Raw genomic sequence first — 25191 nt, 5'->3', positions numbered from 1 at the left:
ACCGCTCTCCCGGCTACTTCTAGCCTTATCTTTGATCGGTTTCTTTTTCAGCAAGAAGCCGGTCAAGTTTTTTATTAATTTCAACGAGCTGCTCCACTTGTCTTTTGCGGTTACCAAAAAACGAGATGATGGCGGCGATAATCAGGACAAAAATAAGCAAATTGACCAGCTGATAAATGGCCGGCCCTATAGTTATATCCATGTGCGTTCACCTCTTTTCTTAGATTCATCATACCAATCTCGGTCAAAATGTGTAAACCTTAATCAGCGAATGCATATCAAGGAAAGATACCGGCGACGCGTGGTATACTACAAATAAGAAGCGGAAAAAGAGGTGAGAAAAATGACAGAGCCTGTTTATGAAAAAGCGACCTTTGCCGGAGGCTGCTTCTGGTGCATGGTCAAACCATTTGATCAATATGACGGAATCGTCTCAGTCATTTCCGGCTATACCGGCGGACATACGGAAAACCCGACCTATAAAGAGGTGTGCTCGGAAACGACCGGCCATTACGAAGCCGTGCAAATCACCTTTGACCCTGATATCTTTTCGTATCAAAGGCTGTTGCAAGTTTTTTGGCAGCAAATTGATCCGACCGATGCGGGCGGACAATTTTATGATCGCGGCTCTTCTTATCGGACGGCGATTTTCTATCATTCCGAGGAGCAACGAAAACAAGCGGAGCAATCCAAAGAAGAGCTAGCAGCAAGCGGACGCTTCACCAAGCCGATTGCAACGGAGATTCTGCCGGCTAAACCGTTCTACCCCGCGGAAGATTATCATCAGGATTATTACAAAAAGAATCCGCTTCATTACAACCGGTACCGCATCGGTTCAGGACGCGAAGCATTTATTCAAACACATTGGAGGTCTGATGATGAGTAAAGAAAGCAAAGAACAATTACAGCAGCGTTTAACGCCAATGCAATATAAAGTGACACAGGAAAACGGGACCGAGCCGCCGTTTCAAAATGAATACTACGACCTTGAAGAAGAAGGAATCTACGTCGACATCGTTTCCGGGAAGCCTTTGTTTTCGTCCCGCGATAAATACGATGCCGGCTGCGGCTGGCCAAGCTTCACCAAGCCGATTGCCGATGAAGAAATTTTGGAAAAACAGGACCTGAGCCACGGCATGCGCCGGATCGAAGTGAGAAGCAAGGAAGCGGACTCCCATCTCGGCCACGTCTTCCCGGACGGCCCCGGACCAAACGGCTTGCGCTACTGCATCAACTCAGCCGCCCTCCGCTTCATCCCAAAAGACCAGCTCGACGAAAAAGGCTACAGCGCCTATAAAAAGTTATTTGAATAAGACTTGTCCCAAAAGGTCGAGAGACAAAACTAGCTTTGGACCTACTGGCAATGGCTTCACACGCCACAAGCTCGTTGTGAGAAACCCACTCACAACGGGCTTTAAAAGATCGTGGCGGTTCCGCTCATTGCTTAGAGAGACTGGGAAAAAGGTAAAAAAACAACCTTTTGTCCCATCCCTTTTTGTGCAGAACGGAACCACCGTCTCATGTCTAACAGCCTTTTAAGTGGGGAATGACCGCCCCTCTTCCCTGCTCTCCTCACTTCTTCTGAAGCTGTTCACTTTCTACAACCGCCTTCAAGCCGGCTGCGAGCTTTGTTTTAGGCAATGGCCCGATTTTCTCCTCATATTTCGCGCCATTTAAATAAACCGGCTTTTCGGTCAGGACCATCATTTCGCCGACCTCGCGCATGAAGCCTGAAAACAACCCTGAAATTCGAATCATTTGACTGGTAATAACAAATGGCTTTTTCTTATTTCCTGTCAGCTCGCGTAAAATGTGAATGATCTCCTCCCCACTCGCCAGTTCTCCTCCTGGGATGTTCCAGCATTGCTGATAAGCATCGTGGTGCCTGGCCAGTGTAATCAATGCCTTTGCCCCGTCCGGTGTATAAATAAATTCACGCTTGTTCTTCAGCGGTCCGACAAACAGCGGCCGCTTCCCGCTCAGCATGGAGGTAATCGTCTGCTGAAGAATCGTATGATCCCCATAGGGACCGTAAAAATCAGAAAAATGAGCGATCAGAATCTCCGTTCCTTTGTTCTGCCACGCTTCCGCTTCCTGCAACAGCTGCTTTCGAAGCTGCCCTTTTTTCGTAACCGGCTCACGCGCTGTCTCTTCAGTCAGCCATTGGTCTTCCATGCTGTAGCTGTAAATATTATCGACAACCGCCAGCTTTGTTCCGGCTGCCTGTGCCGCTGAAAAAACATGGCCAAACAATGGAAGCAGCTCATCTTTCCAGTTTTGATAAGGAATATTAATGCTGATAAAAGCGACATCGACCTTTTCAAATATGTGCTGCAGCCGCCTCTCATCGCGCACATCACCTTTGACAATCGTCACATTTGTCATTCCTTGAAACAGCTGATCCGCCTTTTGTACGTTGCGGCAAACGGCGAAAACCTCCACCCCTTCCCGCTGCAATTCACTAACTAACGCATACCCCATTGCTCCTGTTGCTCCAATTACCGCTGCTTTTTTCATCCTTATTCTCCTCCTCATTTAAATTAACCACTGGTCAATTTTAACCGGACAGCTTGCTTTATGTTAAGCTGTCCGCAAGAAATTGCGCATGATGGTCGATCATTACCTTCAGCTCCTGAACGGTCTGCCCTCTCCGTTGGAAAAATGTCACAAATCCATGTAAGGCAAAGAGAGAAGACCAGGCATCCCGTTGAGAAATTTGCTTGACGGCAAGGTGTTGAATCGCTTCCCCAAATAGTTGAAAGCTTTCGTACGAAGCATGTACGGTATGCCTGAGTTCATCATCTTTCAGATGAAACATCGCTTCATAATGATGGGGGTACTCAATCCCAAACGTGAGAAAACGCCGAAATAGTTCAATCAATTTTTCCTCTTTCGTCAGCGACGTCTCTTCCATCACAGCTGTAAGCCGGGCATTCAAAAGCTGAAAGCCGCTCTCAATAAAAGCTGTGAACACCGCCGCTTTATTAGAAAAATGATAATAGATTGCCCCATGACTGCAGCCTAACTCCCTTGCCATACTGCGCATGCTGACCTGGTGATAGCCTTTTTCAGCAAAAAGCTTTTTCGCCGCATCAAGAATTTGAGCTTTCGTTAATTCATCCTCTGCTTTCCGCCTCGGTGCCATCTTTCGCTCTCCTTTATTAACCACTGTTCAATTAAAGAATACTGCTTCTTCCTTCCGAAGTCAAGAAGATGTGTTACGATTATTTTATCTTGCTATCGTGGAGGTTATTATGCGTTTGACTCATCCTTATCTTTTACTGACATTGGCGATGGTTTTCTTTTCGGGAAATTTCATCGTCGGAAAAGCCTTCGCGGGCGAAGTCCCCCCTTTTACGTTGGCGTGGGCTCGTTTTTTGATCGGCACCGTCGTGCTTTTGCCGCTCTGCTATAAAACGTTGATCCGCAACCGTCAGCTTTGGCTCGACAAATGGCTGCCGCTCACCGGAATCGCTTTCTTCGGCGTTTTTCTTTTTAATGTCGCCTTGTATGTATCCGTTCATTATACAACGACGATCAATGCTTCAATCGTCGATGCGCTCACTCCCGCCGTGGCGGCCGTTCTCGGTTATTTCTTTTTGAAAGAGCGGCTCACCCTGATCCAAATCAGTGGCGTCATCCTGTCATTTTGCGGAATCCTGCTGCTTCTGTCAGGAGGTTCACTGGCAGTGCTCCGCTCATTATCCTTTAATATCGGCGATTTAATTATGCTCGCCGGCATCATCTGCTGGGCCATTTATTCGATTTTAATTAAATTGTATGGTCATGAGTATCCTGTAATTGCCGGCTTAGTGATGACGTTTATCATTGGCGTCCTGATGCTTTTTCCATTTGTCTTATATGAATGGCGTGCCGGCCTGCCTTTTTCTTTCGAGCTGGCAACGATAGGCGCCTTTTTGTACGTTGGCATTTTCCCCGGCGCTCTCGCTCTATTATGTTGGTATCGCGGGGTAGCTGCCATCGGGCCGTCGAAAGCGTCTATTTTCTTTAATCTGGTTCCTGTTTTCACGACTCTTTTCGCGATTGTCCTGCTCGGCGAATCGGCAGGCTGGTTTCAATTGTTCGGCGGCACGATCGTCTTAGGCGGCGTCTATTTATCGACGATTCAGCCGAAAAAAGAAGAGGCGTCTGATCTCGTTACATAACCGATCAGACGCCCGCTCGTTTGGAAGCTGCTCTCTTTATTTGCCTTTAACCGTAATATTCATCCTAAACAATCGTTTTGTAAAAAAGAAGCTTAAAACAAGGAAAAGAAAAAACCCGAGCCAATAAAAGATGATCTTCGTCCCGACACTTAAGGTAAACGGAACGAGCCCTGAGACGATCATTCCGCCAAGTAGAGAAAAGCAAGTGACGATGCCAATCCTAAACAGCGTCTCCAAGTGTTTAAACAACAGAAATTCACCGTTATATTCACTTGGATTTCGCTCATAGATCCAGGCACCGATCCCGAGGAAAAGCACAATCGCAACTGCCGGAATCCAAAGATTCATGCCGTCATCCACACTGGCCAGCCCGGCAAAGTTGTAAATCGGCCAGACGAACTGCTGAAAGAAGAAGATGTCGAGCTTCTCGGGAAACACACCAGTATGAGTGGAAATAAAATTGGCCAGCAACGCGATAAAACCGATTGGGAAAATCGTAAAAATAAACGTTAACACAATTTGCGAAACCATTTCTCCTGTAATCGTGCCAATAAACAACGTAAATGAATACATCGCCACATAGCCAAGCCACGGTGTCAAAAACATTCTCCAGAACTGATAGCCTTCAAGATAACCGGCAAATTCAGAGCCCATAATGACCGCATAGGCAATCGTAAACGTGACAAGCATCGCCACCGTCACCGTCCCGACGCCAAGCAGCCATTTAACAAAGAACATCGTCCGTCGCTTGAATGGCAGGGCAAAGGCGAAATCATGCCGGCGTGTATTCCGTTCCGTACCAAGAAACTGAACCGCAAGCAATACAAGAAAAATCAGAATCATGATGCCGGTCATACTCACTCCGAAGATCGCCGGTACCTCATGCTGCGGAAAGAAATATTCATCGTTTATCCGTTCCCGCCAATCATTCAATCCTAAAAAAGTCCGCATCGGATATAAAAAGACAAACAATAACGTAATCATTGTCAGCAGAACCCACGACTGCTTCCATTCTTTCCTGAACAATGCTTTAACCGACAAAATCATCACCTCCCAATTTGGCAACAAACAGATCTTCGAGCGCAAGCGGCAGCTCTTCATAATACAGCGGTTCCGTCGCGCGGATTGCTGCCGTCTGCGACGCAAGATCTCCTTCAAGAAGCAGGATATACACCTTGCCTGTTTGCTGAAGCAGGACGCTGCATTCTTTTACAGAGGCCGGCAACCCTTCCGGAAAGACAACCTGAACCTTCTTGTAAGATTCTTTTAAGGACTCCAGTGAATAGTGTTCTGTGACGACCCCATCCTTCAGCATGATGATCGAATCAGCAAGAAACTCAAGCTCATCGAGCCGGTGCGAGGAAATAACAACAGCAACATGAAAATCAGCAACCGCCTCGATAATAAACTGCAGGATGCGTTTTTTCACGATCACATCAAGGCCGTCTGTCGGTTCATCAAGCAAAATATAAGCCGCTTTCGTCGAAAAGGCGAGAATCAGCGCAAACAGCGCCTTCATTCCCTTTGAAAAAGCACCGATTCTTCCATTGTGCGGCAATGAAAATTTATCAATCAGCTCATAAAACAACACCCGGTCAAAGCGTGGATAAATATCGCCATACAGTTTCTCAATCTCATTGACGCGGTAGCCTTTGAGCGCCTCGGTCGAATCCGGGACAAAAACAATGTCCTGCTTCAGCTCTGGATGCTGGTAAATGCTTTTTCCATCGAGCTTCACATCGCCGGCTGTCGGCTGAAGGATGCCGACCAACAAGCGCAGCAGCGTCGTCTTCCCGGCTCCATTCCGTCCAACTAATCCGGTTACCTTCCCCGGCTCAATCGTCAAACTAACATCCGTCAAGATTTTTTTCTGATGAATCGTTTTACTCAACTGCTCAATCTGCATGTTCCGTCCCTCCTACTTTCGCATATTCCTCTCTCACCCAGCCGGCAAAGGTCTTTTCCTGAATGCCCGCATAGGTCGCTTCAATGACAAGCTGCTGTATTTGCTGCTTAATCCGTTCCTGCTGCTTCGGGTCGACGACATAATCCTCCCTTGCGGCGACAAATGTTCCCTTCCCCCTCAACGTGACAATCACGCCCTGCCGCTCCAGCTCTTTATACGCTTTGCTGACCGTATTAGGATTGATCACGACTTGCGATGCCAGTTCACGTACGGACGGCAATTGTTCTCCCTCTTGCAGAATCCCTTTCGCAACCAGCTCCTTAATTTGCTGGGTAAGCTGCTCATAAAGGGGCGTGGTGCTTCTTTGGTTAATTTGAATGTACATGACTGAACCACCTCCCTTAATTGTATTATGACAAATAGTACAGTTCATTCAAACAAAGTGTAGCAAACTTTCCTGCCTTTGGCAATAGATCATCACGACAAAAAAGGCGAGGCCAAAGGTTCATTTTTTTCACCTTTGGCCCCGCCGCTAAACAATGAGCGTGATCGCCGATCAGTCAAATTCAATTTTGTCTCCTCCTCTTTCATTGAGACAGCATTACATCATCATTCCGGCAATCGCCGCGCTTAATAAGGAAGCGAGCATTCCGGACGCCACCGCGCGCAAGCCGAGCTTGGCAATGTCCGGACGCCGATCCGGTGCCAGCTTACCTAAACCGCCAAGCAGGATGCCGAGCGAGGACAGGTTGGCGAAGCCACACAGGGCAAAGCTGATCACCAGCACCGCTTTGTCACTTAATTGATCAATCGTTTCACTGAACGATAAATAAGCGACAAATTCATTCAGCACGAGCTTTTGCCCGATAAATCCGCCGGCGACGACAGCCTCACTCCATGGCACGCCGATCACAAAGGCAAGCGGTGCGAAAAGAAAGCCCAGTATCAGTTCAAGCGAGAGCTGTTCAAATTGGAACAAGCCGCCGACAAAAGCGAGAATTCCATTAATTAACGCAATGAGAGCGACGAAGGCGAGCAGCATCGCTCCGATATTGAGGGCTAGTGTCAAGCCGGTGCTCGCCCCGCGCGCCGCCGCATCGATCACATTGGCCGACTCTTCGTCCTTTGTTAATGTAAATTCACTGTCGACATCGGTTGTTTTCGCCACTTCCGGCACGATCATTTTCGCCATAATCAAGCCGGCCGGCGCCGCCATGAAGCTTGCAGCCAGCAAGTATTCCAGCGGTACACCGAGCAGCGAATAGCCGATTAACACCGAACCGGCAACTGAAGCGAGCCCTCCTGTCATGACCGCGAACAGTTCGGATTCCGTCATTTTACTTAAATACGGTTTCACGACGAGCGGCGCTTCGGTCTGACCGACGAAAATATTGGCCGCGGCCGACATCGACTCGGTTTTCGATGTACCGAGCAGCCAGGAAAGACCCCCTCCGATGATCTTAATAATCCATTGCATAATACCTAAATAATACAACACAGAAATCAAAGCCGAGAAAAATATCACGACGGAGAGTACATTGATTGCAAACACATACTCAATTCCGGTTCCTTCTTCAAAAAAACCGCCAAAGACAAACTGAATGCCTTCATTGGCCGAATTGATCACCCACTGCACCATATTCGTCAGCCCTTGCAGCAGCTCCTGCCCCCAGTATGTTTTCAAAATAAGCAAAGCAAACAGCATTTGGATCGCCAAGCCGCCAAGTACGGTGCGCAAGCGGATCACCCGCCGGTTCGCGGAAAGAGCAAAAGCGACAGCGAACACCGCGACAACACCCATCAGGCCCCATAAAATATTCATCTTCATTCACCTCAATTTCAATATGTATCGACGCGAAGCACCAACCATTCGAGTCATCCAATTTGTCCACTTTCCTACTAGCATGCACCATTTTGCGAAAAGATACCCACTCAGTCATGAGCGGAGCACCTCTTCTTGGAAGCAGCCCGTAAGCCGTTTGATGGAGGTAAACTGGTTTCTTTCAGACAGCTGCGTAACGCGCAAAGCCAACGTCTTTCCTCGCCTTAGCCCGAACATTTTCAAAGCTGCTTTGTAATTTTTAATGTCAGACGTCTTACTTCTCCGTAAACTATAACAAGCTTAATTTTAAAAGTAAATAGGGTTTATTTCTTCGCGAATCCGTGAATGAGACTCGTAGAGACAACGAAAAATAGATAAGGATACGTTGACTGCATCATTGTTCCGTTCCCTAAAAAATTGTAAATGAAACAGAGGTGCTACGATGAAAACAAGAGTGGAACGAGATACGTTAGGTGAGGTTCATGTCCCGGCCGACCGCCTGTGGGGCGCACAAACAGAGCGAAGCTTAACAAACTTTGCTATCGGCGAAGAAAAAATGCCGCAGGAGGTCATTCGGGCCTACGCTCATATTAAAAAGGCCGCCGCCTTCGTCAATCAGCAAAACGGCGATATGGCGAAGGAGAAGGCAGACGCGATTATTGCCGCCGCCGAACGCGTGCTGCGTGGTGAATTGGCCGATCACTTCCCCCTCGCTGTCTGGCAGACGGGAAGCGGCACGCAAACGAATATGAATGTCAATGAAGTGTTGGCCCGCGTAGCAAACGAACTGTTGGAAAAACAAGGCTCTGCCGAAAAAGTCCATCCAAATGATGATCTTAATCATTCGCAAAGCTCAAACGATACGTTTCCGACTGCGATGCATATTGCGGCAGCACTTGCGACTACCGAACAATTACTGCCCGTCCTTCAGGAATGCCGCCAAACGCTGGCGCAAAAAGCAGAGACATTTTGGGAGATCGTGAAAATGGGACGCACCCACATGCAGGATGCGACCCCGCTGACGCTCGGTCAGGAAATAAGCGGATGGTTGAGAATGGCTGAGAAAAGTGAAGAATTGATCGAGGAAGGGCTGAAGCATCTTTATCCATTAGCGATTGGCGGCACCGCCGTCGGTACCGGAATCAACGCCCGCCGGCGCTTCGGCCAACAGGTCGCAGCAAAGCTTGCCGAAGAACTCGCGCTTCCTTTTACCGCGTCGCCAAATTACTTCCATGCGCTGACAAGTCATGATGAGCTTGTTTATTTTCACGGAGCGTTAAAGGCGACAGCGGCTGATTTCTTTAAAATCGCCAACGATGTCCGGCTGCTCGCAAGCGGCCCGCGCTCCGGTATTGGAGAGATTACGATCCCGGCCAATGAACCGGGAAGCTCCATCATGCCAGGGAAAGTCAATCCGACCCAGAGCGAAGCGCTGACGATGGTCGCTGCTCAAGTTTTCGGAAATGACGCGACGATTGGCTTCGCCGCCAGTCAGGGGCATTTCCAATTAAATGTGTTTAAGCCGGTCATTATTTACAATACACTCCAGTCGATCCGGCTGCTTGCCGACGCGATCAAAAGCTTCCACGACCGGACGCTGCTCGGTCTCGAAGCAAATGAGCCGGTCATTAAGGAGCATCTTCACAACTCGCTGATGCTCGTAACTGCTTTGAATCCACATATCGGCTACGAGCGGGCCGCGGAAATTGCCAAGCTTGCCTTTAAAGAAGGTCTTACCTTAAAGGAAGCTGCCATTCGCAGCGGACATCTGACCGAAGAACAATTTGACCAGTTCATTGATCCTAAAGCGATGGCCTTTCCGAAGAAAGAGTAAAGGCCCCTACAACCGGAGGCTGGGACAAAAGGTTGTTTTTACCTTTTGCCCAGTCTCTAAGCAATGAGCAGAACCGCCACGATCTTTTAAAGCCCGTTGTGAGAAACCCACTCACAACGGGCTTTTGGCGTGTGAAGCCATTGCCAGTAGGTCCAAAGCTAGTTTTGTCTCAAGCTCTTTTTTCGTCTTTCTCTCTATGACGATGACCCAGTCTGAAGCTTTACTTTTCTCGGCGGGCAAAGCGAGTTGCTACAAAGATTTCTTCGCATTCACTATTGTAGATATGAGCAATTTGTTCCGCTCTATCGGCACTAATATGCCGCTGGCCATTTTCAATTTGTGAAAGGTACCCTGCTGAAATTCCAATTTTCTGGGCTGCCTGATCTAAGCTGTATCCCATCTTTATTCGCGCTTTTTTCGCTAAGCTCATCCCATCACACCCTTTTGAAGAATTTCTACATATTCTGTTATGATTTTACAACGCATATTGCATAATCGTCAATTCATTTCGCGTAAATTTTCGTTAGATGCTGACTGCTTGCATTACGCAAAGTATAATAGAAGCAGAATGCACGGAAATGAGGGAGTTAGCATGTTTTCACAACGCCTGCGAGCATTGCGATTAAAGCATGGATTAACGATGAAGGCGCTAGGAAAACAACTAAATGTCGCACCATCAACGATTTCTGGGTATGAAAATGGCAATCGCAAGCCGGATATGGAAACATTGCAAAAGCTGGCGGACTTTTTTCACAGCTCGACAGATTATTTAATAGGCCGAACAGACAATCCGGCACCATTAGAGCATCCAGAAGAGCTTAAGCTTTTTTATTCTGATACGATCACCGATGAAGAGATTAACTACTTGAAAGAATCACTGGCTGTCTTTCGAAAATATCGCGCGAAACAATAACGGGGATGTCCGAGCAGGTCTGATCATGACCTTTAGGACATCCCCGAAGCCGTTGGCCTTGGTTATAGTAATAGAAATGATTTGCTTACGTTAGTTCATCATACGTATAGCGCACGACATAGCGATTTGTTTTCAGCTTTTTAATTTCGACGACCGGCCCGATTTCGTAGCCATTGATCCAGTTGTCTTCGATTTTCGCTTTGACGCAGCCTGCCTGAAACTTCGATTGAAACACTTGCTTATAATAGACCCACTTCGGCAATTTCTTCATATCCGGCCCTTTCCTTTCCACTTTTTCGTTGTTCTGCTTGTCATTTGTGAATATATCAGGTAGAGATAATGGTATTATACTGGAATTTCATTAACAGCTTACAGCTATGATGGTGCACTGATTATAATTATATTTATTTTCAGCTTTTTTACAAATTATTCTCTTTTTTAAGCAAATGTTAATGATCAGAAAAGGATCGCGCTGTTCAGATATAAGGCTTGGCCAGAAACCGGGCTTGAGATAAAAACATCTCATGCTTTAAGCCCGGGCCAGGTGAAAAATCACCTGTTGACCCGGGCTCTCTCTTTTCCCTTTTATCCAATTAATTCTTCGTTTTCCCGTTGCTTGATATCCTCCAGGCGGCGGTTCTCTTCACGATCGCGCTGGCGGTGGGCCAGTCTGGCTGCGGCGCTCGCCGCGATACTTGCGACAAGATCGTCAAGGAACGTATCAATTTTCGGTTTCCGCTTGTCCAGTTCATCAATGATTCCGACCTTTTCCTTGTCAAGATAGCCGAATGTCGTCACAGCGATGCTGCCGAAGCCAAATACCGAACCGAGCGCGATCGTCTCATCTACACCGAACAAGCCTTCATCTGATTCGACGAGCGATTGCAGCGGCTCGGACAGCTTCTTTTGTTCAGCCAATGTATCCAATTCAACCCCAACGAGGATCGCATGCTGAATTTCGCGTTTGCGAAGAACGGCATCTGCGCTTTCGTAGCATTCCTCGATCGTTAATTCGGGATTATATTTCACTTGCAGATCATACACAATATTCGCAATATCCTGGACGGTGACGCCCCGTTCTGTTAACTTCTCTCGTGCGGCTTTCTCTACTGCTTCGCATGGCACTGGTTTCTTCATTGATTTCCCTCCTCTATCTATCTTATTTTACCATACCCGCCCTCACCCGTCTGGTAACAGGAAAAAAGAAGTCTTCTCGCCTATTTAAGATAAAAATAAACTACATCGACAAGGCTGGGAAAAAGGTAAAAAAACAACCTTTTGTCCCAGCCTATGGATCGTTGGCTTTTTTGTCCTTCTACTTGAAACGGTCAGGATGGTTCTGCCACAAGCATCCCGATCCTGCTGTTCATCAGCCTTCTGCTGTCTCTTCTAAATCTTCTATTCTTCTTTCGAGGTAGCTGACATCTTTGCGGGCGTTAAAGCGCTCGGCTTTTTCAACCTTGACGGCGATGTTGTAGCTCGGGATTTTCGCCAGATCCTCGTACACACCTTTTGGCAACAAGAAGTTTCCTTCAGGGAAATACAATTCAATATTGCCTCGGGCAATGTCGATAAAACGCGCCTTGCCGCTGAACACACCGTACTGGTTGTAGACGACGATATTTTCCCGTTCTGTGATGCTTAAATCCTTCGCGTCCTCCGCATTCATGAGCACGTCGTAGCGATCCGCATCATTATTCGGATCATTCTCGCTGTACACCATTGAGTTAAATTGCTTGCCTCGTCTTGTTGTGATATAAAAATCACCGGCTGTTTTGTTCAAGTCGGGAATGTCGACAGCGATTAAATTTCCTTTGCCGTCCGGTGTCGGACAAACGCCGTCCTCACAGAGCCAGGCTCCTCCCCATTGGAACACATCACCCTGCTCCTTTAAATGCTGAATGCCATCATAATTTGGATTCGCCAAAGCAATTTCGTCGCGGATCGCCTGACCGTCCGCAAAGTCGATCAACTCGGCATCTTCCGGTCTGACCCGCTTCGCAAGATCAAGATAAATTTTCCACTCGGAACGTGCTTCTTCAATCATCTGTTTGTTTCCATCAATCGGCGGAGAAAAGTAGACCATTCGTTCCGTTGAGGTTGACGTACCCCCGCCATCCTGTTCATAGCGCGTTTTCGCCGGAAGAACAATGACAGCCTCCTTCGCGTCGACGAGCGTCGACGTATTAAAAATAATATCCTGATGGACGCGGATTTCAAGCTCGGATAATGCTTTTTCAACAAAGACAGGATCAGGCATCGTTTCAAGGAAATTACCACCCGATAAATAATACAGCTTGATTTTCCGCTCATGGTCTTCAGGCAGTAAAATATTTTCAAGCGATACGCCGATTACATCACCCTGCCATTTCGGCAGTTCAAATTTCCAAAGCTTTTCGATTCGCTCGATATTGGCCGGTTCAAAGTCCCCTCCCGGAAGCACGAACGGATCAGCGCCCATCTCACCGCTTCCCTGAACGCCGGAATGACCGCGGATCGGCATGACACCGCAATGTTCTCTGCCTAAAAATCCGCGCAGCAAAGCAAGGTTTGCCACCTGGGAAATATTATCTGAAGCGAAGGTGTGCATTGTCAGTCCCATTGACCAGACAAACACCCCAGACTTGCTCTTGGCAAGCAGCTCAGCCAGCTCCGCGATTCTTTCCTGTGTTACCCCGGAAGAGGCAACAATCGCTTCCCAGGACTGCTCGGCGACCTTCGCCTTTAGTTCCTCATAGCCATTGACATGAGCCTCCACGAAAGCATGGTCAATCGCTGAACCCGGTTCTGCTGCTTCCATCTCAAACCAATGCTTCATAATCCCGTGCATAAAGGCAATATCTCCGCCAATATTCACCTGGTAAAAATCATCCGCGAGCTTTGTGCCAAATAAAGCCGACTCGCCAATGGACGGAATCCAGTATTTCTCCATCGATGGTTCGCGGTACGGGTTAATGCAAATGATTTTCGTTCCTTTTCGTTTCGCCGCGTACATGTATTTCGTCGACACCGGCTGATTATTCGCTGCGACCGAACCCCAGAAGACGATCACATCTGAACCGATCCAGTCTTTGTAGTTACAGCTTGAGGCCCCGATGCCGAGCGAGCGCTTAAGCGCTGTTTTCGATGGTGAGTGACAAATCCGCGACGCATTGTCAATATGGTTCGTTCCAAGAAATCTCGCTACCTTGGCAGCGACATAATAGGATTCATTCGTAATGCCTCGCGCCGTTAAATAGAAGGCGTAGTTTTTCGGATCGAGCTTCTTCATTTTATCAGCAATGAGGTCCATCGCTTCATCCCACTCAATTCGCGAAAAGCGACGCTCGCCCGGGCGACGGATGAGCGGATACGGAATTCGTCCCAGCTCGCGCAGCTCGGCGCTCGAATACTTGCGCAACTCATCAATATCAGCGTGGACAATCTCTTCCTTCATCGCCGGCATCGTATTGAGCCGCAGCACATTTAAACGGGTCGTGCAAAGATGCGGCCCGGCCAGCGTCTGATCATACAGCCCAGCAACGCCAAGGGCACAGCCGTCACAGACCCCTTTTGTAATAATGTTCTTCGCATATTGCAAATTATCTCGATTATTCCAGACGACCTTCATCGTATCGCGAATATGCTTCGGCTTAACCTTTCCTAAGCCGAATGGTACCTTGCTTGCCCACAGCTTCGGTGCCGGCGTATGCGGCAGTTTGATCGGTCCTGAATGCTTTGTTTTCCCCATAAACAGATCACTCCTTCTTGCATTTTCAGTCATTCTCGCAAAAAACCACCGCTTCTCCTTGCCAGAATCCAGGTAAGGGTAGACGGTGGTTGAGTCTTTTGCAGGTGCGCTACTAAGTGCCAAACCAATTATTTTTTTGAAAACTTCTCTTCTATATTATCATCAAATACGAAGATCGACATGCCAAAATCGCGTTCAATATCAATATCGACAAATAAATCAACAAACTTCGCCTGCAAAAACTCCTCCATTTCAACAGGACGGTTTTTGCGATACATCTCTTTCACCATTTCCGTACGCGCCGCACGCAGCATTTGCTTGCCTTCGTCGGCGGTCGCAATGAATTTCTCTACCGGAGAAAGGTTCCCCTGCATTTCGCAAATCGCCCAATTCTTACAAAATGTCGTATTAATTTGACTCGGTCCCTTTCCCATATGCTTTTTGCGAAAGGAACGGACTAAATTACTGAATTCCGCTTCGTATTTATTCATGTCTGTGGCCCTCGTTTACATGTTCTCTCTTAAAAGAGTAGAATGCCGCCATGAAAATGTCAATAAACTAGCTTGCTAAATTCGTCACAGCATTCTTTTTCTTAAGCTGCTTAATATCAATGCGAATGACAAGGGAGACAACCAATGCCACAATAAACATAAAGCCGAAAATATACAATGTGCCGGCATAGCTGTTTGTCGTTTCCCGAATCCATGAAGCAAGGATCGGGCCAACCAGACCAGCTCCCGCCCAGGCGGTGAGAATATAGCCATGTATCGCTCCAAGCTGCTTCGTGCCAAACAGATCACCGATGTAGGCCGGAATTGAGGCGAATCCCCCGCCATAGCAAGTCAGGATTAAAAACAATACGACTTGGAACAATACGGCATGGGTAATGCTCGGCAAGGCAAAAAAGGAAACGATCTGGATCAAAAAGAACAGCGTATACACATTGGCGCGTCCAAGATAGTCGGAAATCGAGGCCCAGCCGATACGGCCGAAACCATTGAAGACGCCCATAATCCCAACCATCGTCGCAGCGGCTGCGGCGGACAGGCCGGCAATTTCCTGCGCCATCGGCGAGGCAACGGACAAAATCGCAATCCCACAGGTAACATTGATAAAGAGCATCAGCCATAAATACCAAAACCGTCTCGTTTTCACCGCTTCGTTGGCAGTCAGCTGAGAAAGATCTGTGCTGACACGCTTCTCACCCGTTTCCACCTCTTCCATATACCCTGCTGGCGGGCGCTCAATGTATAATGCCGAGGCAAACATAATGACGAAATAGGCAATGCCTAATGTGAAAAACGTGTTGGCGATTCCGACTGACTGAATCAGACTGGCCATGATCGGACTGGCAATCATCGCCGCAAAGCCGAAGCCCATAATGGCAAGCCCCGTCGCAAGCCCGCGTCGGTCCGGGAACCATTTGACCAGCGTCGAAACAGGTGTAATATAGCCGACCCCCAGGCCGATCCCGCCGAGTGCTCCATACGTTATGTATAGCAGAATCAGGGAATCGATCGAAATGGCAAAACCGGCCCCGACAAGTCCAATTCCAAAAAAAGTCGCCGCCACTAAGCCGGAAACGCGCGGCCCGTACTTCTCAACAAAATGACCCATAAAAGCTGCTGACAAGCCGAGAAAAGCGATGGCGATACTGAATGTCAACGAAACGGCGCTTAAATCCCAGCCGTGCTGCTCGATAATCGGGTTCGTGAACACGCTCCACGCATAAACCGACCCGATTGAAATATGAATCCCCACAGCAGCGAGCGCGATTAACCAACGATTTTTTACTTTTTTCCCTTCCCCCATCTTCATCTCTCCTTTTTTCTGATCAAAATAAAAATCGCCGTGACTCGCTCAAAGGAACAGACAGATTCCTTTAAGAAGCACGACGATTAGTCTCAAGCAGGATTCGCTACTTTCGCACCAATAGTAATCGCTTTCATTACAACACTTAACACCGACGACAGGGTCGCTGCCTCGATCATTAAATGTTACAATTTATTGAATTCTATTCAATCATAACGTGTTTCTTGCTTCTTTTCAATATCTTTTCTCATACAAATTTCAAAAAATTGCTAACCTGAGCCAATTTAATCGCTTACAACAAAGGACGCTTCTTTCAAGCGGTATTTGTCAGTTCAACTTTTTTTATTCTCAAATAACAGTTTCTTTCCTCTTGTCAGTTGCCAAAGAGTGTGGTTATATGATAGTCATAAACGCAACAGATGGGAGAAAAGGAGGAGGGAACATGTTGACAGAGTCATTAAGCTTGAAGGAAGAGATTGTGAAGTATAAGGACAATACATTTACGTCCTGTGTCGATGAAATCGCGGTCGAATTTCCGTTAACGATTTTTATTAACCAGGTGGAATTTGCGACAATGGTCTGCAGCCCGGAGAATCTTGATGAATTGGTGCTCGGCTTTCTGGCCTCTGAAGGAGTGATACGTTTCAGAAAAGAGATCAAGGATATGACGATTGACCGCGATCAAGGCTTTGCGTATGTCGAGCTTTATAAGGACGACTTCATCAACCAGCAGTCCTTTTCAAAGCGCTTTATCGGCTCCTGCTGCGGCAAAAGCCGTCAGTTTTATTTCCAAAATGATGTCCGTACCGCGAAAACATCGATGGTCACGACGACCGTCACCGCCGCACAGTGTCTCAGCTTAATGAAACGCATGCAAGCCGACAGCCTTGTCTTTCAGAACACCGGCGGCGTTCATAATGCGGCGCTCTGTTCAACGGAAGAGCTGCTCGTCAGCCGCTCCGACATCGGCCGCCACAATGCGCTCGACAAGCTGTACGGGTATTCCCTCCTGAACGGCATCCCCGTCAAGGACAAAATTCTCGTTTTCAGCGGTCGAATTTCCTCTGAGATTTTGACAAAAGCCGCCAAAATCGGCGTCGGCATCGTTCTGTCCAAATCAGCGCCGACCGACCTGGCAATCCGCCTCGCTGAAGACTTAAACATTACGGCTGTCGGCTTTATCCGCGGCACGTCCTTTAACATTTATTCAAAGCCCGAACGGATTATTTTATGAGGATGGGCAAAAAGGTTGTTTTTACCATTTTGCCCATCCTCTAAGCAAAGAGCGGAGCCGCCACGATCTTTTAAAGTCCGTTATGAGTGGGTTTCTCATAACGGACTTGTGGCGAGCGAAGCCATTGCTACTGTATGCTACCGAGTTTTGTCTAAGCTCGGTAAGCGTCCTGCGAGCCGTTATATTCTTTTTATGAAATCCACTTAAACTAAAGGAGGAACCGACAAATGAGTTCATGTAAACTGGATCACCCGCCAGAAGATGTGCGAAAAAAACTGGAAACGCAAAAGCCGTTTTTGCCAAACGAGCTTTATCAGCAAAGCGCCGCCTTTCTCGCCGTAGAACCAACCCAGCCTGAGCTGAATGAACTGTTTCATCTCTTAAAAAAATACGACCTCGCTTCGGCTGAGGAGCAGCAGGAGCGGAATGAAAAGCTGGAGAAGCTTGTTTCTTAAGGCCTGAACAGAAGCTGGATTTAAGGTAAGATGACATATCCAGCAGCGGCTCTGCACAAAGCCCGCGTCATTAGGTGAAAATCAACCTTTTGACACGGGCTCTTTTATGTTGGCAGAACGAAATGAATGAATGAAGCGAGCTGTCGATCCGCCTCTTCCAGCGAAAAAACAGGATATGGCTTTGGCCCAAGCTGCAATCGTTGCCACGTAATGACCGCCCGGACATTCGTCAGCTCCTGTACTAGCTCCAGATCCTCTTCGCCCCGAAGCAGAACAAGTTTTGGATAAGGGGCTTTTTTGTAGCCTTCCACGACAATCAAATCGGGGGAAAACTGCTCGTAAAGAGCGAGAATCCCGTCCAGAGACCAGCTTTGGTTCTGGATATGAAGTTGCAGGGAGCCGCCGCCTTCCACTGCCGTAATCGCTGCACCCGCCTGCCTGTGCCGCTCACTATCCTTCAGGCCGGCTTCTGGTTTTTGCGGCGTATTGTGGCCGTGATGCTTAATCGTTGCTACGTCCAACCCAAGTTCAATTCCTGTTTTGATTAGCTTTTCCGCGAGAGTCGTCTTGCCGCTATTTTGAAAGCCGACTACTTGTAAGATCGGACGATGTCGTTCCACGGCCATTCACTCCCCTCGTCGTCTTCGAGTAACAGCACATCGACAACCATCCCTTTTTCGTATCCGCGTGTCCCGCTCGGAAGCACAATGAAGCAATCGGTTTCCCCCAACGAACTGACAATCCCTGATTTGTCTTTGCCGGAAGGAGCCGCGACCAGTTTTTCCGCCTGATGGGACAGCCGGGCGCGGACAAAGCGCATAAACGGGTTCGGCTTTGGAAAATCAGTACCGAGCACCGCCTGAACTTTGCGCAAATGAAGCTTGTCAGCTAATAATGCTTTGCGGATCATCGGCCGGACAAAGAGCTCAAAGCCGACATAGCAGGCAGACGGATTGCCCGACAGTCCGAAAATCAGCTTTTCCCCAACCGTCGCCGCCGTTGTCACACTTCCCGGTCTCATCCCGACCTTGTTAAATAGCACGGATGCTTTAATTTCCTGCAAAATCGCCGGCACATAATCGTAATCGCCGACCGACACACCACCGGAGATGACGAGGAAATCAACCTCAGTCAGCGCCTGCTTTACCGCTTTCAAACAGGCTTCAAACTCATCATCAAGCTTGCCGAAATACACCGCCTTTCCGCCGGCCCGTTCGATTTGGGCGATCAGCATATAGGCATTGGAGTTACGGATTTTTCCCGGAGTAAGAGGCTCGTCGACATCGACCAGTTCACTTCCTGTCGCCAAAATGCCGATGAGCGGTTTCACGGCAACCTTAACATGCCTGTAGCCAAAAGTCGCAAGCAAAGCGACGGCGCCCGGATTGATCGTCATCCCTCGTCTGACGAGCACCGTCCCTTTCTTCGTGTCTTCCCCCTGCCGGGAAATATTGGCGCCTTGCGGGAATGCGCGCTTAATCTCGATTTCGTCCCGGCTTATTTCCTTCGTCAGCTCGAGCATCACGACGGCGTCGCAGCCGGCGGGAATCGGTGCTCCGGTCATAATTCGCACGGCTTGAAGCGGTTTCACTTCTCCTGTAAAAAGCGAACCGGCGCCAATTTCACCGACCACTTTGAAACGAACCGGCTCGTCCTGGCTCGCATTTTGCGTGTCCGCGGCCCGCACGGCAAAGCCGTCATAAGGTGAGCGATCAAAGGCAGGCACATCGTGAGAAGCGTAAATATCTTCAGCCAGAATTCTGCCGAAGGACTGTTCAAGCGGAATTAACTCTGTTTTTCCAGACACATTCTGCGTGCTCAGGCGATGCACAGCCTCCCCTACCGGGACCGGTGTTCTCTTTTCAACCATCATGCTCACTCCGTCCTTTATGTATTGAAAATTGCTAGCTCTATAATTTCATAGATGAACAAGACAATGCAAGGACAATCTCTCGGCAGTCTCTCAATTGTAGCAATCTTTACTGGAATTAGGTAGAATGGAAATTGGATCTGTTACCTTGTTCGCGATTGTCAGAAAGTGTCGAAGTTTTTCATTGGAGACAATCTGAAGCGGCTCTATTTCACAGGGCTGTGTAACCGGCAGAGCCACTATCATAGAAAGGATTTGACCGCTATGACAAGACGTAACCTGAAGGGAACCGTTCATGACCATGTGATCAAAAGCCGGGAATTGCAGGAAGACATCCCTCTGCTTGTGTACACCCCTCCCGAGTTTACACCTTTGAATACATATGACGTCCTGATCTGTCAGGATGGCAACGACTATTTCCAATTGGGGCGAATCCCCCGCCAGGTTGAGTCCTTAATTGAAGAAGCAGACATCCGCGAAACGATTGTCGTCGGGATTCCATATCCTTCTGTCGATGAACGGCGCAGGCGCTACCATCCACAAGGAGAGAAAACAGATGCGTATATCCGTTTTCTCGCTCATGAGCTATTGCCGTTTCTCGATCAGCACTATCCAACCCATCAGCTTGCCTCAGCACGGACCCTTGCCGGGGATTCTCTTGCGGCAACCGTCTCGTTAATGACCGCCTTACTGTACCCGAGCCTGTTCGGGCAGGTGATGATGCACTCGCCTTATGTCGATGAACGCGTGCTTGCGGCGGTTGAGAACTATAACAAACCGACAGAACTGGCGATTTATCACGTGATCGGTCTGGAAGAAACAGCCGTAAAAACGACCGACGGACAAACGCTTGACTTTTTAGAACCGAACCGCCGGCTTCACCAGGCATTGCAGGAAAAACGATTTTCTTATTTTTACGAAGAGTTTGATGGGGATCATACGTGGAAATATTGGCAAAAAGATTTGCCACGGGGACTTATGACTCTTTTACCCTACTAACAAAGTTTTGGAACCATCTCATCTCAGAAAGGAATTGGAACAATGCAAGTGATGAAAGTCGAAACAAAGCAGCAATTAGACGATGCATTCCATATTCGTACCGAAGTTTTCGTCAAAGAACAAAAGGTGCCAATGGAAGAAGAAATTGATCAATACGAAGAGGAAGCAACCCATTTCGTCGTTTATGACGACGAGCAGCCCGTCGGCGCAGGCCGTTTACGCTTCGTGGACGGGTATGGCAAAGTGGAACGAATTTGCATCGCCGAATCAGTACGGGGCAAAGGAGTCGGCCGCCTCCTGATGGAAAAGATCGAAGCAACCGCACGGGGTGAAGGAGCCAAGAAAATGAAGCTCAACGCTCAGCGCCAGGCAGAGCGCTTTTACGAAAAGCTCGGCTATGAAACGGTCTCGGGAGAATTTCTTGATGCCGGCATCCCGCATGTTACGATGGTGAAGGTGTTTTAAAGAAAAAGAAATAGCAGCCTTCCGTTGAAGAGGCGCTGAGACAAAGGCTTCACTCACTACTACCCGTTGTGAGTGAAGCCTTTCGTCAGTATTTAAGTTTCAAGCGCGAAGCCGGCTTCCAAAGGATCGCTTGGCGCGGGCGAACTTGCCGAGCTTCACCTGCGTTATGTGCGGAAAGACGTCACCGTTTGTTGCAGCTTCTCGGCGATCCGGTACAAGGTGTTCGCGCTTGTCGCGATTTCTTTGATCGTCACGCGTTGCCGCCCGGCATTTTCAGCAACCTGGACAAAGGAAGCGGAGGCCTGTTCAGCATGGGTAACTTGATGCTCAGTCACGAGCAACACCTGGTCGGTTCCTGCCGACATTTCTTCAAAGGTAGCAGAGGCGTCTTCGATTTGCTGCGAGACTGAGCGAATCGAGGAGGAAATCGAATCAAACATCTCCCCTGCCTCGTTTACCGAAGCGACCGTTTCCTCTACTCCTTTATTAAGAACTTCCGCCACTTTTTCCGTATTCGTTCGTAGTAACATAATTAAATCATCAATCCGTTCCGCGGAAGTTTTCGACGTTTCGGCCAAGTTGCGAATTTCTTTGGCAATGACGGAAAACCCCCGTCCTTTTTCACCGGCGCGACTCGCTTCGATCCCGGCATTTAACGCTAAAATATTCGTCTGCTCCGAAATTTGATTAATTCCAGCGACAATTTCACTAATTTCTCCGGCTCTGTTTCGCATCGTCGTCACAAGCTCATTTAAGTCATCTGTCGCGCGGTTGACCTCATTGACCTGCTCGGTTGCGCGAGAAATGATTTTATGTCCTGAATCTGCCAAACTGGCACTTGCATTCGAGCTATGATTCACCTCACTGAGCAGATTGGCGTTCCGGTGAATGCCTGAAGCTATTTCCTTGATCGTAATCGCCGTTTCCTTCGCGCCAGTTTGCTGCTCCTTCGCCTGCTCCGCTGTGCTGCTGATGATCATGTCAATGTCGAGTGCTGCCTCCATTGTTGAAGTGGCTTCCTTTGATAAACGATGCGATTCGGCTGTCAGCTTCTCCGACGCTTCGGCAATTTGTTTGATCATCTCTTTTAGATGAGCGGTCATCCTGTTCACTGCACTTGCCAGTTCCCCGACTTCTGCCGCGTCTGAAACCGATAATGGGTTGGCATCTAAATTGCCGTTGGAGACATTGTTCATATAGCGGAGCAGCTTTTCAAGGGAACGGCTCATTCGTTTATCGTGAGTAACAGCGAGATAGCCGGCGATGAGCGCTGTAAGGAGGAACAGCAGCAAAAGAAAAATAGTTGTTACAGACTGAATCGTCTTGCCACTGTCCGGCTGCCCTTGAAGCTCAAGGATCAACGTATCAATCGCTGAGGATAATTCTGCCGCAGCAGGCCTGATCGACTCACTGTTGACAGTAGCCTGCCCGAGTAAAGCCGCAACGCTTTCTGCCTCGTCCTTTATCGCCTGAAGCAATGCTGGCTGTTCACTCGCCGCTTTCTCCACTAAAGCGATTTGCTCAAGCAATTCTTCCACCTCGTTCATCACCGTTCCCCCTCCTGCCGGCAAACCAAGCGAAAGCGCTTCAAGCCTCGTTGCACTTTGCTGCAGCTGATAGCCTGCTGTCAGCGCCGAATAGGATGTTTCATGCGCGCTGTTCATCCGATTCATTCCCACAATCGAAGCGAGCGAAGAAAGGAGCAGCGCGGCAATCAGCGCGAAGCTTAGAGTCAGCCATGCTGAGCTCATTTTTCTTTTCTTCTCCCGGGTGGCGGCCTCCTGATCACTGTTTGCCCAGGCATAGCTTTTTAAATAGGGGTCAGGCGCAATCGCTTCTTCTGTCCGCCACAGCTCGCGGATCATTCCGTCACGATTAATCTCGCCAACACGTGCTTTTTTATAAATGTGCTGTGTGTTTCGGTCAACAGACACCGTCCCTTCCGGAGCTGCCAAATCGATTTCACCGGCGATGCTGCGCAAAGCGTTTGTTTCCGTCGTTCCAGCTTTCTCTACCATTTTCGCCCATAAGTGAACGGCGACATAGCCGGCCTCGATTGGATCGGAAGTGACGCGGTCTTTTCCGTACGCGGCTTTATATTTTTTGACAAATGCTCTGTTTTCCGCTGTATTCACCGTCTGAAAATAATTCCACGCCGTTAAGTGGCCGGCTACTAACGGCGGTCCGATGCTGCGAATTTCTTCCTCCGCGACGCTGACGGATAAAACAGGAATATCATCCGGAGTAATGCCGGCTTCTTTCAGCTGTTTAAAAAAAGCAAGATTGCTGTCGCCGTTCAGCATATTGTAAATCACATCAGGACGCTTCGCTTTGATGTCCTTAACAATTTGCTGAAATTCCGTATGACCGAGCGGCGTATATTCTTCCTGCACAAGCTCACCGTCAAAGGCCGCAAGCTGTTTCTTGATAATCGTGCTTGCGGTTTGGGGAAAGATGTAGTCGGAGCCGACAATAAAAAAACGCCTTCCTTTGTTTTCTAATAACCACGTAACCGAAGGAATGATCTGTTGATTGGTTGTCGCTCCGATGTAAAAAATGTTCGGTGACATTTCCATCCCTTCATATTGAATTGGGTAAAACAGCAGACCATTCAATTCTTCAAAAACGGGAAGCATCATTTTGCGGCTGATCGATGTCCATCCACCAAAAACGACGGAAACCTGGTCCCGCTCCAACAGCTTTCGTGCTTTTGCGGCAAAGGTCGGCGCATCAGAAGCGCCGTCTTCTATCACTACTTCCAGCCGCTTATTCAGCAAGCCACCGGCGGCATTAATTTCTTCAATCGCAAGCATTTCAGCATCCTTCACTGGTGTCTCACTACCTGCCATCGTCCCGCTAAGCGAGTGTAAGATTCCTATTTTTATCGTATCACCAGCCATAAAGACCCCCTCCTTTTGTAATAAAGGTAACATAACCTAGTGCTTTTTATGGGTTTCATGTTAGATACGTTGACAACCGAAATGAGAAACCTCACGCTTCACAGAGGGGATCTCGTGATATGGCAGTAAGCAGCCAAGAAAACAGTTTTTTTTAAATCACTTGGAAAATAGCAGCATTTCTCCTGTATAGGCATATGATAGGGGGAGCAACTTTCAGAAAGGATGAACATGTAAGATGACCTACTCTTTTTCACCTGCGGACGTTAGCGCTGAAAATCAATCCCATTTATCTTTGCTTTCCGCCTTAAGCAAAAAGGCTTCAACCATTGATTTATACAGGCGATTAGCTGCTTCCGCTCCTAATAAGGAGCATCAAAATGAAATTCTACGTTTGGTAGAAGATGATCATGCTCAGCTGCGTCACATGCTGACCCTGTATGTCAACATGAGCGGATGCCAGCCTATCTATGATGTGCCGATCATTCCTTTTCAAAGTTATCGAGAAGGTTTGCAAAAGGCTTATCAAACTATGGTGCCGACCTACGAGCATGATACTCATTCTTCACTTCGGCATTCTTCCTACAATGGCTTGCCGAATGAACAAGAAAATTTGGCACGAATTCGCTTTTTATATGAGGATGCTTTCAAGCGAATCACCGACTTTGGACCGGAGCCATTTGCGGTTCAAATTGAAGAAGCGACTAAACAAAATCAGACGTTCCGTACGGCGTTGTGGACGGGGAAACATTTGCAAATTACGTTGATGAGTATTGAAGCAGGTGAGGACATCGGTTTAGAAATTCATCCGACACATGATCAATTTATCCGGTTGGAAGAAGGACAGGGGCTTATTCAAATGGGGGAGCGCAAGGATCATTTACCCTTTCAGCAAACGATTTACGAAGATTATGCGACCGTAATCCCCGCTGGAACATGGCATAATTTAACGAACACAGGAGACAAACCACTAAAACTGTATTCCATTTACGCGCCACCTCAGCACCCTCACGGAACAATCCATGAAACGAAGGCGATCGCGATCGCTGCTGAGGACCATCATCCTTACTAAAGCAAAGGAACGGAAG

Annotated in this window: 26 protein-coding genes and 1 pseudogene; 10 read left to right on the top strand and 17 right to left on the bottom strand. The window is 48.1% G+C overall.

The features are described from left to right. Positions 1 to 25: 25 nt before the first annotated feature. Positions 26 to 202 carry a hypothetical protein gene (locus tag M3202_RS02545; RefSeq protein WP_251221784.1) on the bottom strand — a complete coding sequence of 59 codons (177 nt, stop codon included), beginning with the start codon at positions 200 to 202 and terminating at the stop codon, positions 26 to 28. A gap of 141 nt (positions 203 to 343) precedes the next feature. Between M3202_RS02545 and msrA the strand changes: the two genes are divergently transcribed. Next, positions 344 to 886, top strand: a complete 543-nt coding sequence (gene msrA, locus M3202_RS02540; protein WP_251221783.1) for a peptide-methionine (S)-S-oxide reductase MsrA — start codon at positions 344 to 346, stop codon at positions 884 to 886. After that, positions 879 to 1313, top strand: a complete 435-nt coding sequence (gene msrB, locus M3202_RS02535) for a peptide-methionine (R)-S-oxide reductase MsrB (RefSeq protein ID WP_251221782.1) — start codon at positions 879 to 881, stop codon at positions 1311 to 1313. Before msrA ends, msrB begins: the two co-directional genes overlap by 8 nt. Before the next feature lie 259 nt (positions 1314 to 1572). On the opposite strand, the gene M3202_RS02530 is transcribed toward msrB, so the two are convergent. Both M3202_RS02530 and M3202_RS02525 read right to left on the bottom strand, forming a co-directional pair. After that, positions 1573 to 2517, bottom strand: coding sequence for an SDR family NAD(P)-dependent oxidoreductase (locus M3202_RS02530; RefSeq protein WP_251221781.1), 945 nt, complete (start codon positions 2515 to 2517; stop codon positions 1573 to 1575). A 58-nt stretch (positions 2518 to 2575) separates the two neighbouring features. Continuing rightward, positions 2576 to 3145 carry a TetR/AcrR family transcriptional regulator gene (locus tag M3202_RS02525; RefSeq protein WP_251221780.1) on the bottom strand — a complete coding sequence of 190 codons (570 nt, stop codon included), beginning with the start codon at positions 3143 to 3145 and terminating at the stop codon, positions 2576 to 2578. A 109-nt stretch (positions 3146 to 3254) separates the two neighbouring features. Between M3202_RS02525 and M3202_RS02520 the strand changes: the two genes are divergently transcribed. Next, positions 3255 to 4166, top strand: a complete 912-nt coding sequence (locus tag M3202_RS02520) for a DMT family transporter (RefSeq protein WP_251221779.1) — start codon at positions 3255 to 3257, stop codon at positions 4164 to 4166. A 36-nt stretch (positions 4167 to 4202) separates the two neighbouring features. Here M3202_RS02520 and M3202_RS02515 read toward each other — a convergent pair whose 3' ends face one another. The 4 genes from M3202_RS02515 to M3202_RS02500 form a co-directional block, all read right to left on the bottom strand. After that, positions 4203 to 5207, bottom strand: coding sequence for an ABC transporter permease (locus M3202_RS02515; protein ID WP_251221778.1), 1005 nt, complete (start codon positions 5205 to 5207; stop codon positions 4203 to 4205). Beyond that, on the bottom strand, positions 5197 to 6072 hold the full coding sequence (locus tag M3202_RS02510) for an ABC transporter ATP-binding protein (protein ID WP_251221777.1): 876 nt from the start codon (positions 6070 to 6072) through the stop codon (positions 5197 to 5199). Before M3202_RS02510 ends, M3202_RS02515 begins: the two co-directional genes overlap by 11 nt. Beyond that, positions 6062 to 6457 carry a GntR family transcriptional regulator gene (locus M3202_RS02505; RefSeq protein WP_251221776.1) on the bottom strand — a complete coding sequence of 132 codons (396 nt, stop codon included), beginning with the start codon at positions 6455 to 6457 and terminating at the stop codon, positions 6062 to 6064. Before M3202_RS02505 ends, M3202_RS02510 begins: the two co-directional genes overlap by 11 nt. Before the next feature lie 216 nt (positions 6458 to 6673). Beyond that, positions 6674 to 7894, bottom strand: coding sequence for a NupC/NupG family nucleoside CNT transporter (locus M3202_RS02500; protein WP_251221775.1), 1221 nt, complete (start codon positions 7892 to 7894; stop codon positions 6674 to 6676). A gap of 442 nt (positions 7895 to 8336) precedes the next feature. Between M3202_RS02500 and fumC the strand changes: the two genes are divergently transcribed. Continuing rightward, positions 8337 to 9728, top strand: coding sequence for a class II fumarate hydratase (fumC, locus tag M3202_RS02495; protein WP_251221774.1), 1392 nt, complete (start codon positions 8337 to 8339; stop codon positions 9726 to 9728). A gap of 220 nt (positions 9729 to 9948) precedes the next feature. Here fumC and M3202_RS02490 read toward each other — a convergent pair whose 3' ends face one another. Next, positions 9949 to 10158, bottom strand: coding sequence for a helix-turn-helix domain-containing protein (locus tag M3202_RS02490; RefSeq protein ID WP_251221773.1), 210 nt, complete (start codon positions 10156 to 10158; stop codon positions 9949 to 9951). A gap of 162 nt (positions 10159 to 10320) precedes the next feature. On the opposite strand from M3202_RS02490, the gene M3202_RS02485 reads away from it, so the two are divergent. Next, on the top strand, positions 10321 to 10641 hold the full coding sequence (locus M3202_RS02485) for a helix-turn-helix domain-containing protein (protein WP_251221772.1): 321 nt from the start codon (positions 10321 to 10323) through the stop codon (positions 10639 to 10641). Between the two features lie 85 nt (positions 10642 to 10726). Here the strand turns inward: M3202_RS02485 and M3202_RS02480 are convergent, their stop codons facing one another. The 5 genes from M3202_RS02480 to M3202_RS02460 all read right to left on the bottom strand — a co-directional run bounded on the left by M3202_RS02480 (position 10727) and on the right by M3202_RS02460 (position 16189). Continuing rightward, positions 10727 to 10912, bottom strand: coding sequence for a hypothetical protein (locus tag M3202_RS02480; RefSeq protein WP_251221771.1), 186 nt, complete (start codon positions 10910 to 10912; stop codon positions 10727 to 10729). 314 nt (positions 10913 to 11226) lie between these two features. After that, positions 11227 to 11778 (bottom strand): phosphatidylglycerophosphatase A family protein, encoded by a 552-nt coding sequence (locus M3202_RS02475; RefSeq protein WP_251221770.1) that lies wholly within the window; start codon positions 11776 to 11778, stop codon positions 11227 to 11229. A 232-nt stretch (positions 11779 to 12010) separates the two neighbouring features. Beyond that, on the bottom strand, positions 12011 to 14371 hold the full coding sequence (locus tag M3202_RS02470) for an FdhF/YdeP family oxidoreductase (protein ID WP_251221769.1): 2361 nt from the start codon (positions 14369 to 14371) through the stop codon (positions 12011 to 12013). A 128-nt stretch (positions 14372 to 14499) separates the two neighbouring features. Then, positions 14500 to 14862, bottom strand: a complete 363-nt coding sequence (locus M3202_RS02465) for a Na-translocating system protein MpsC family protein (RefSeq protein ID WP_251194337.1) — start codon at positions 14860 to 14862, stop codon at positions 14500 to 14502. Positions 14863 to 14929: 67 nt separating this feature from the next. Beyond that, positions 14930 to 16189, bottom strand: coding sequence for an L-lactate MFS transporter (locus M3202_RS02460; RefSeq protein ID WP_251194338.1), 1260 nt, complete (start codon positions 16187 to 16189; stop codon positions 14930 to 14932). A gap of 439 nt (positions 16190 to 16628) precedes the next feature. Here M3202_RS02460 and fdhD point away from each other — a divergent pair, with 439 nt between their 5' ends. Further along, positions 16629 to 17417, top strand: a complete 789-nt coding sequence (fdhD, locus tag M3202_RS02455) for a formate dehydrogenase accessory sulfurtransferase FdhD (protein WP_390189873.1) — start codon at positions 16629 to 16631, stop codon at positions 17415 to 17417. Between the two features lie 227 nt (positions 17418 to 17644). Further along, positions 17645 to 17872, top strand: coding sequence for a group-specific protein (locus M3202_RS02450; RefSeq protein ID WP_251221767.1), 228 nt, complete (start codon positions 17645 to 17647; stop codon positions 17870 to 17872). Between the two features lie 104 nt (positions 17873 to 17976). Here M3202_RS02450 and mobB read toward each other — a convergent pair whose 3' ends face one another. Together mobB and M3202_RS02440 are read right to left on the bottom strand one after the other, a co-directional pair. After that, the gene (mobB, locus tag M3202_RS02445) at positions 17977 to 18498 is read right to left on the bottom strand and encodes a molybdopterin-guanine dinucleotide biosynthesis protein B (protein WP_251221766.1); all 522 of its coding nucleotides are present in this window, start codon (positions 18496 to 18498) and stop codon (positions 17977 to 17979) included. Further along, positions 18462 to 19742, bottom strand: a complete 1281-nt coding sequence (locus M3202_RS02440) for a molybdopterin molybdotransferase MoeA (protein WP_251221807.1) — start codon at positions 19740 to 19742, stop codon at positions 18462 to 18464. Before M3202_RS02440 ends, mobB begins: the two co-directional genes overlap by 37 nt. A 264-nt stretch (positions 19743 to 20006) precedes the next feature. Here M3202_RS02440 and M3202_RS02435 point away from each other — a divergent pair, with 264 nt between their 5' ends. Together M3202_RS02435 and M3202_RS02430 are read left to right on the top strand one after the other, a co-directional pair. Next, the gene (locus M3202_RS02435) at positions 20007 to 20741 is read left to right on the top strand and encodes an alpha/beta hydrolase (protein WP_251221765.1); all 735 of its coding nucleotides are present in this window, start codon (positions 20007 to 20009) and stop codon (positions 20739 to 20741) included. Positions 20742 to 20783: 42 nt separating this feature from the next. Further along, complete coding sequence (locus M3202_RS02430; RefSeq protein ID WP_251221764.1) at positions 20784 to 21206, top strand: GNAT family N-acetyltransferase; 423 nt, start codon at positions 20784 to 20786, stop codon at positions 21204 to 21206. A 164-nt stretch (positions 21207 to 21370) separates the two neighbouring features. On the opposite strand, the gene M3202_RS02425 is transcribed toward M3202_RS02430, so the two are convergent. Both M3202_RS02425 and urtA read right to left on the bottom strand, forming a co-directional pair. Continuing rightward, entirely contained in the window at positions 21371 to 22435 is a 1065-nt protein-coding gene (locus tag M3202_RS02425) for a methyl-accepting chemotaxis protein (RefSeq protein WP_285890118.1), read from the bottom strand. A gap of 558 nt (positions 22436 to 22993) precedes the next feature. Beyond that, positions 22994 to 24100: pseudogene (gene urtA, locus M3202_RS02420) on the bottom strand (urea ABC transporter substrate-binding protein); the annotation flags it as partial. Positions 24101 to 24341: 241 nt separating this feature from the next. On the opposite strand from urtA, the gene M3202_RS02415 reads away from it, so the two are divergent. Further along, positions 24342 to 25175 (top strand): cupin domain-containing protein, encoded by an 834-nt coding sequence (locus M3202_RS02415; protein WP_251221763.1) that lies wholly within the window; start codon positions 24342 to 24344, stop codon positions 25173 to 25175. Positions 25176 to 25191 lie beyond the last annotated feature (16 nt).

It is taken from the genome of Halalkalibacter oceani (genome assembly GCF_023715605.1).
Classification (GTDB): Bacteria; Bacillota; Bacilli; order Bacillales; family Bacillaceae_D; genus Halalkalibacter; species Halalkalibacter oceani.
Note: the sequence above shows the minus strand (reverse complement) of the source record. Positions and strands in the feature narration are given on the sequence as shown.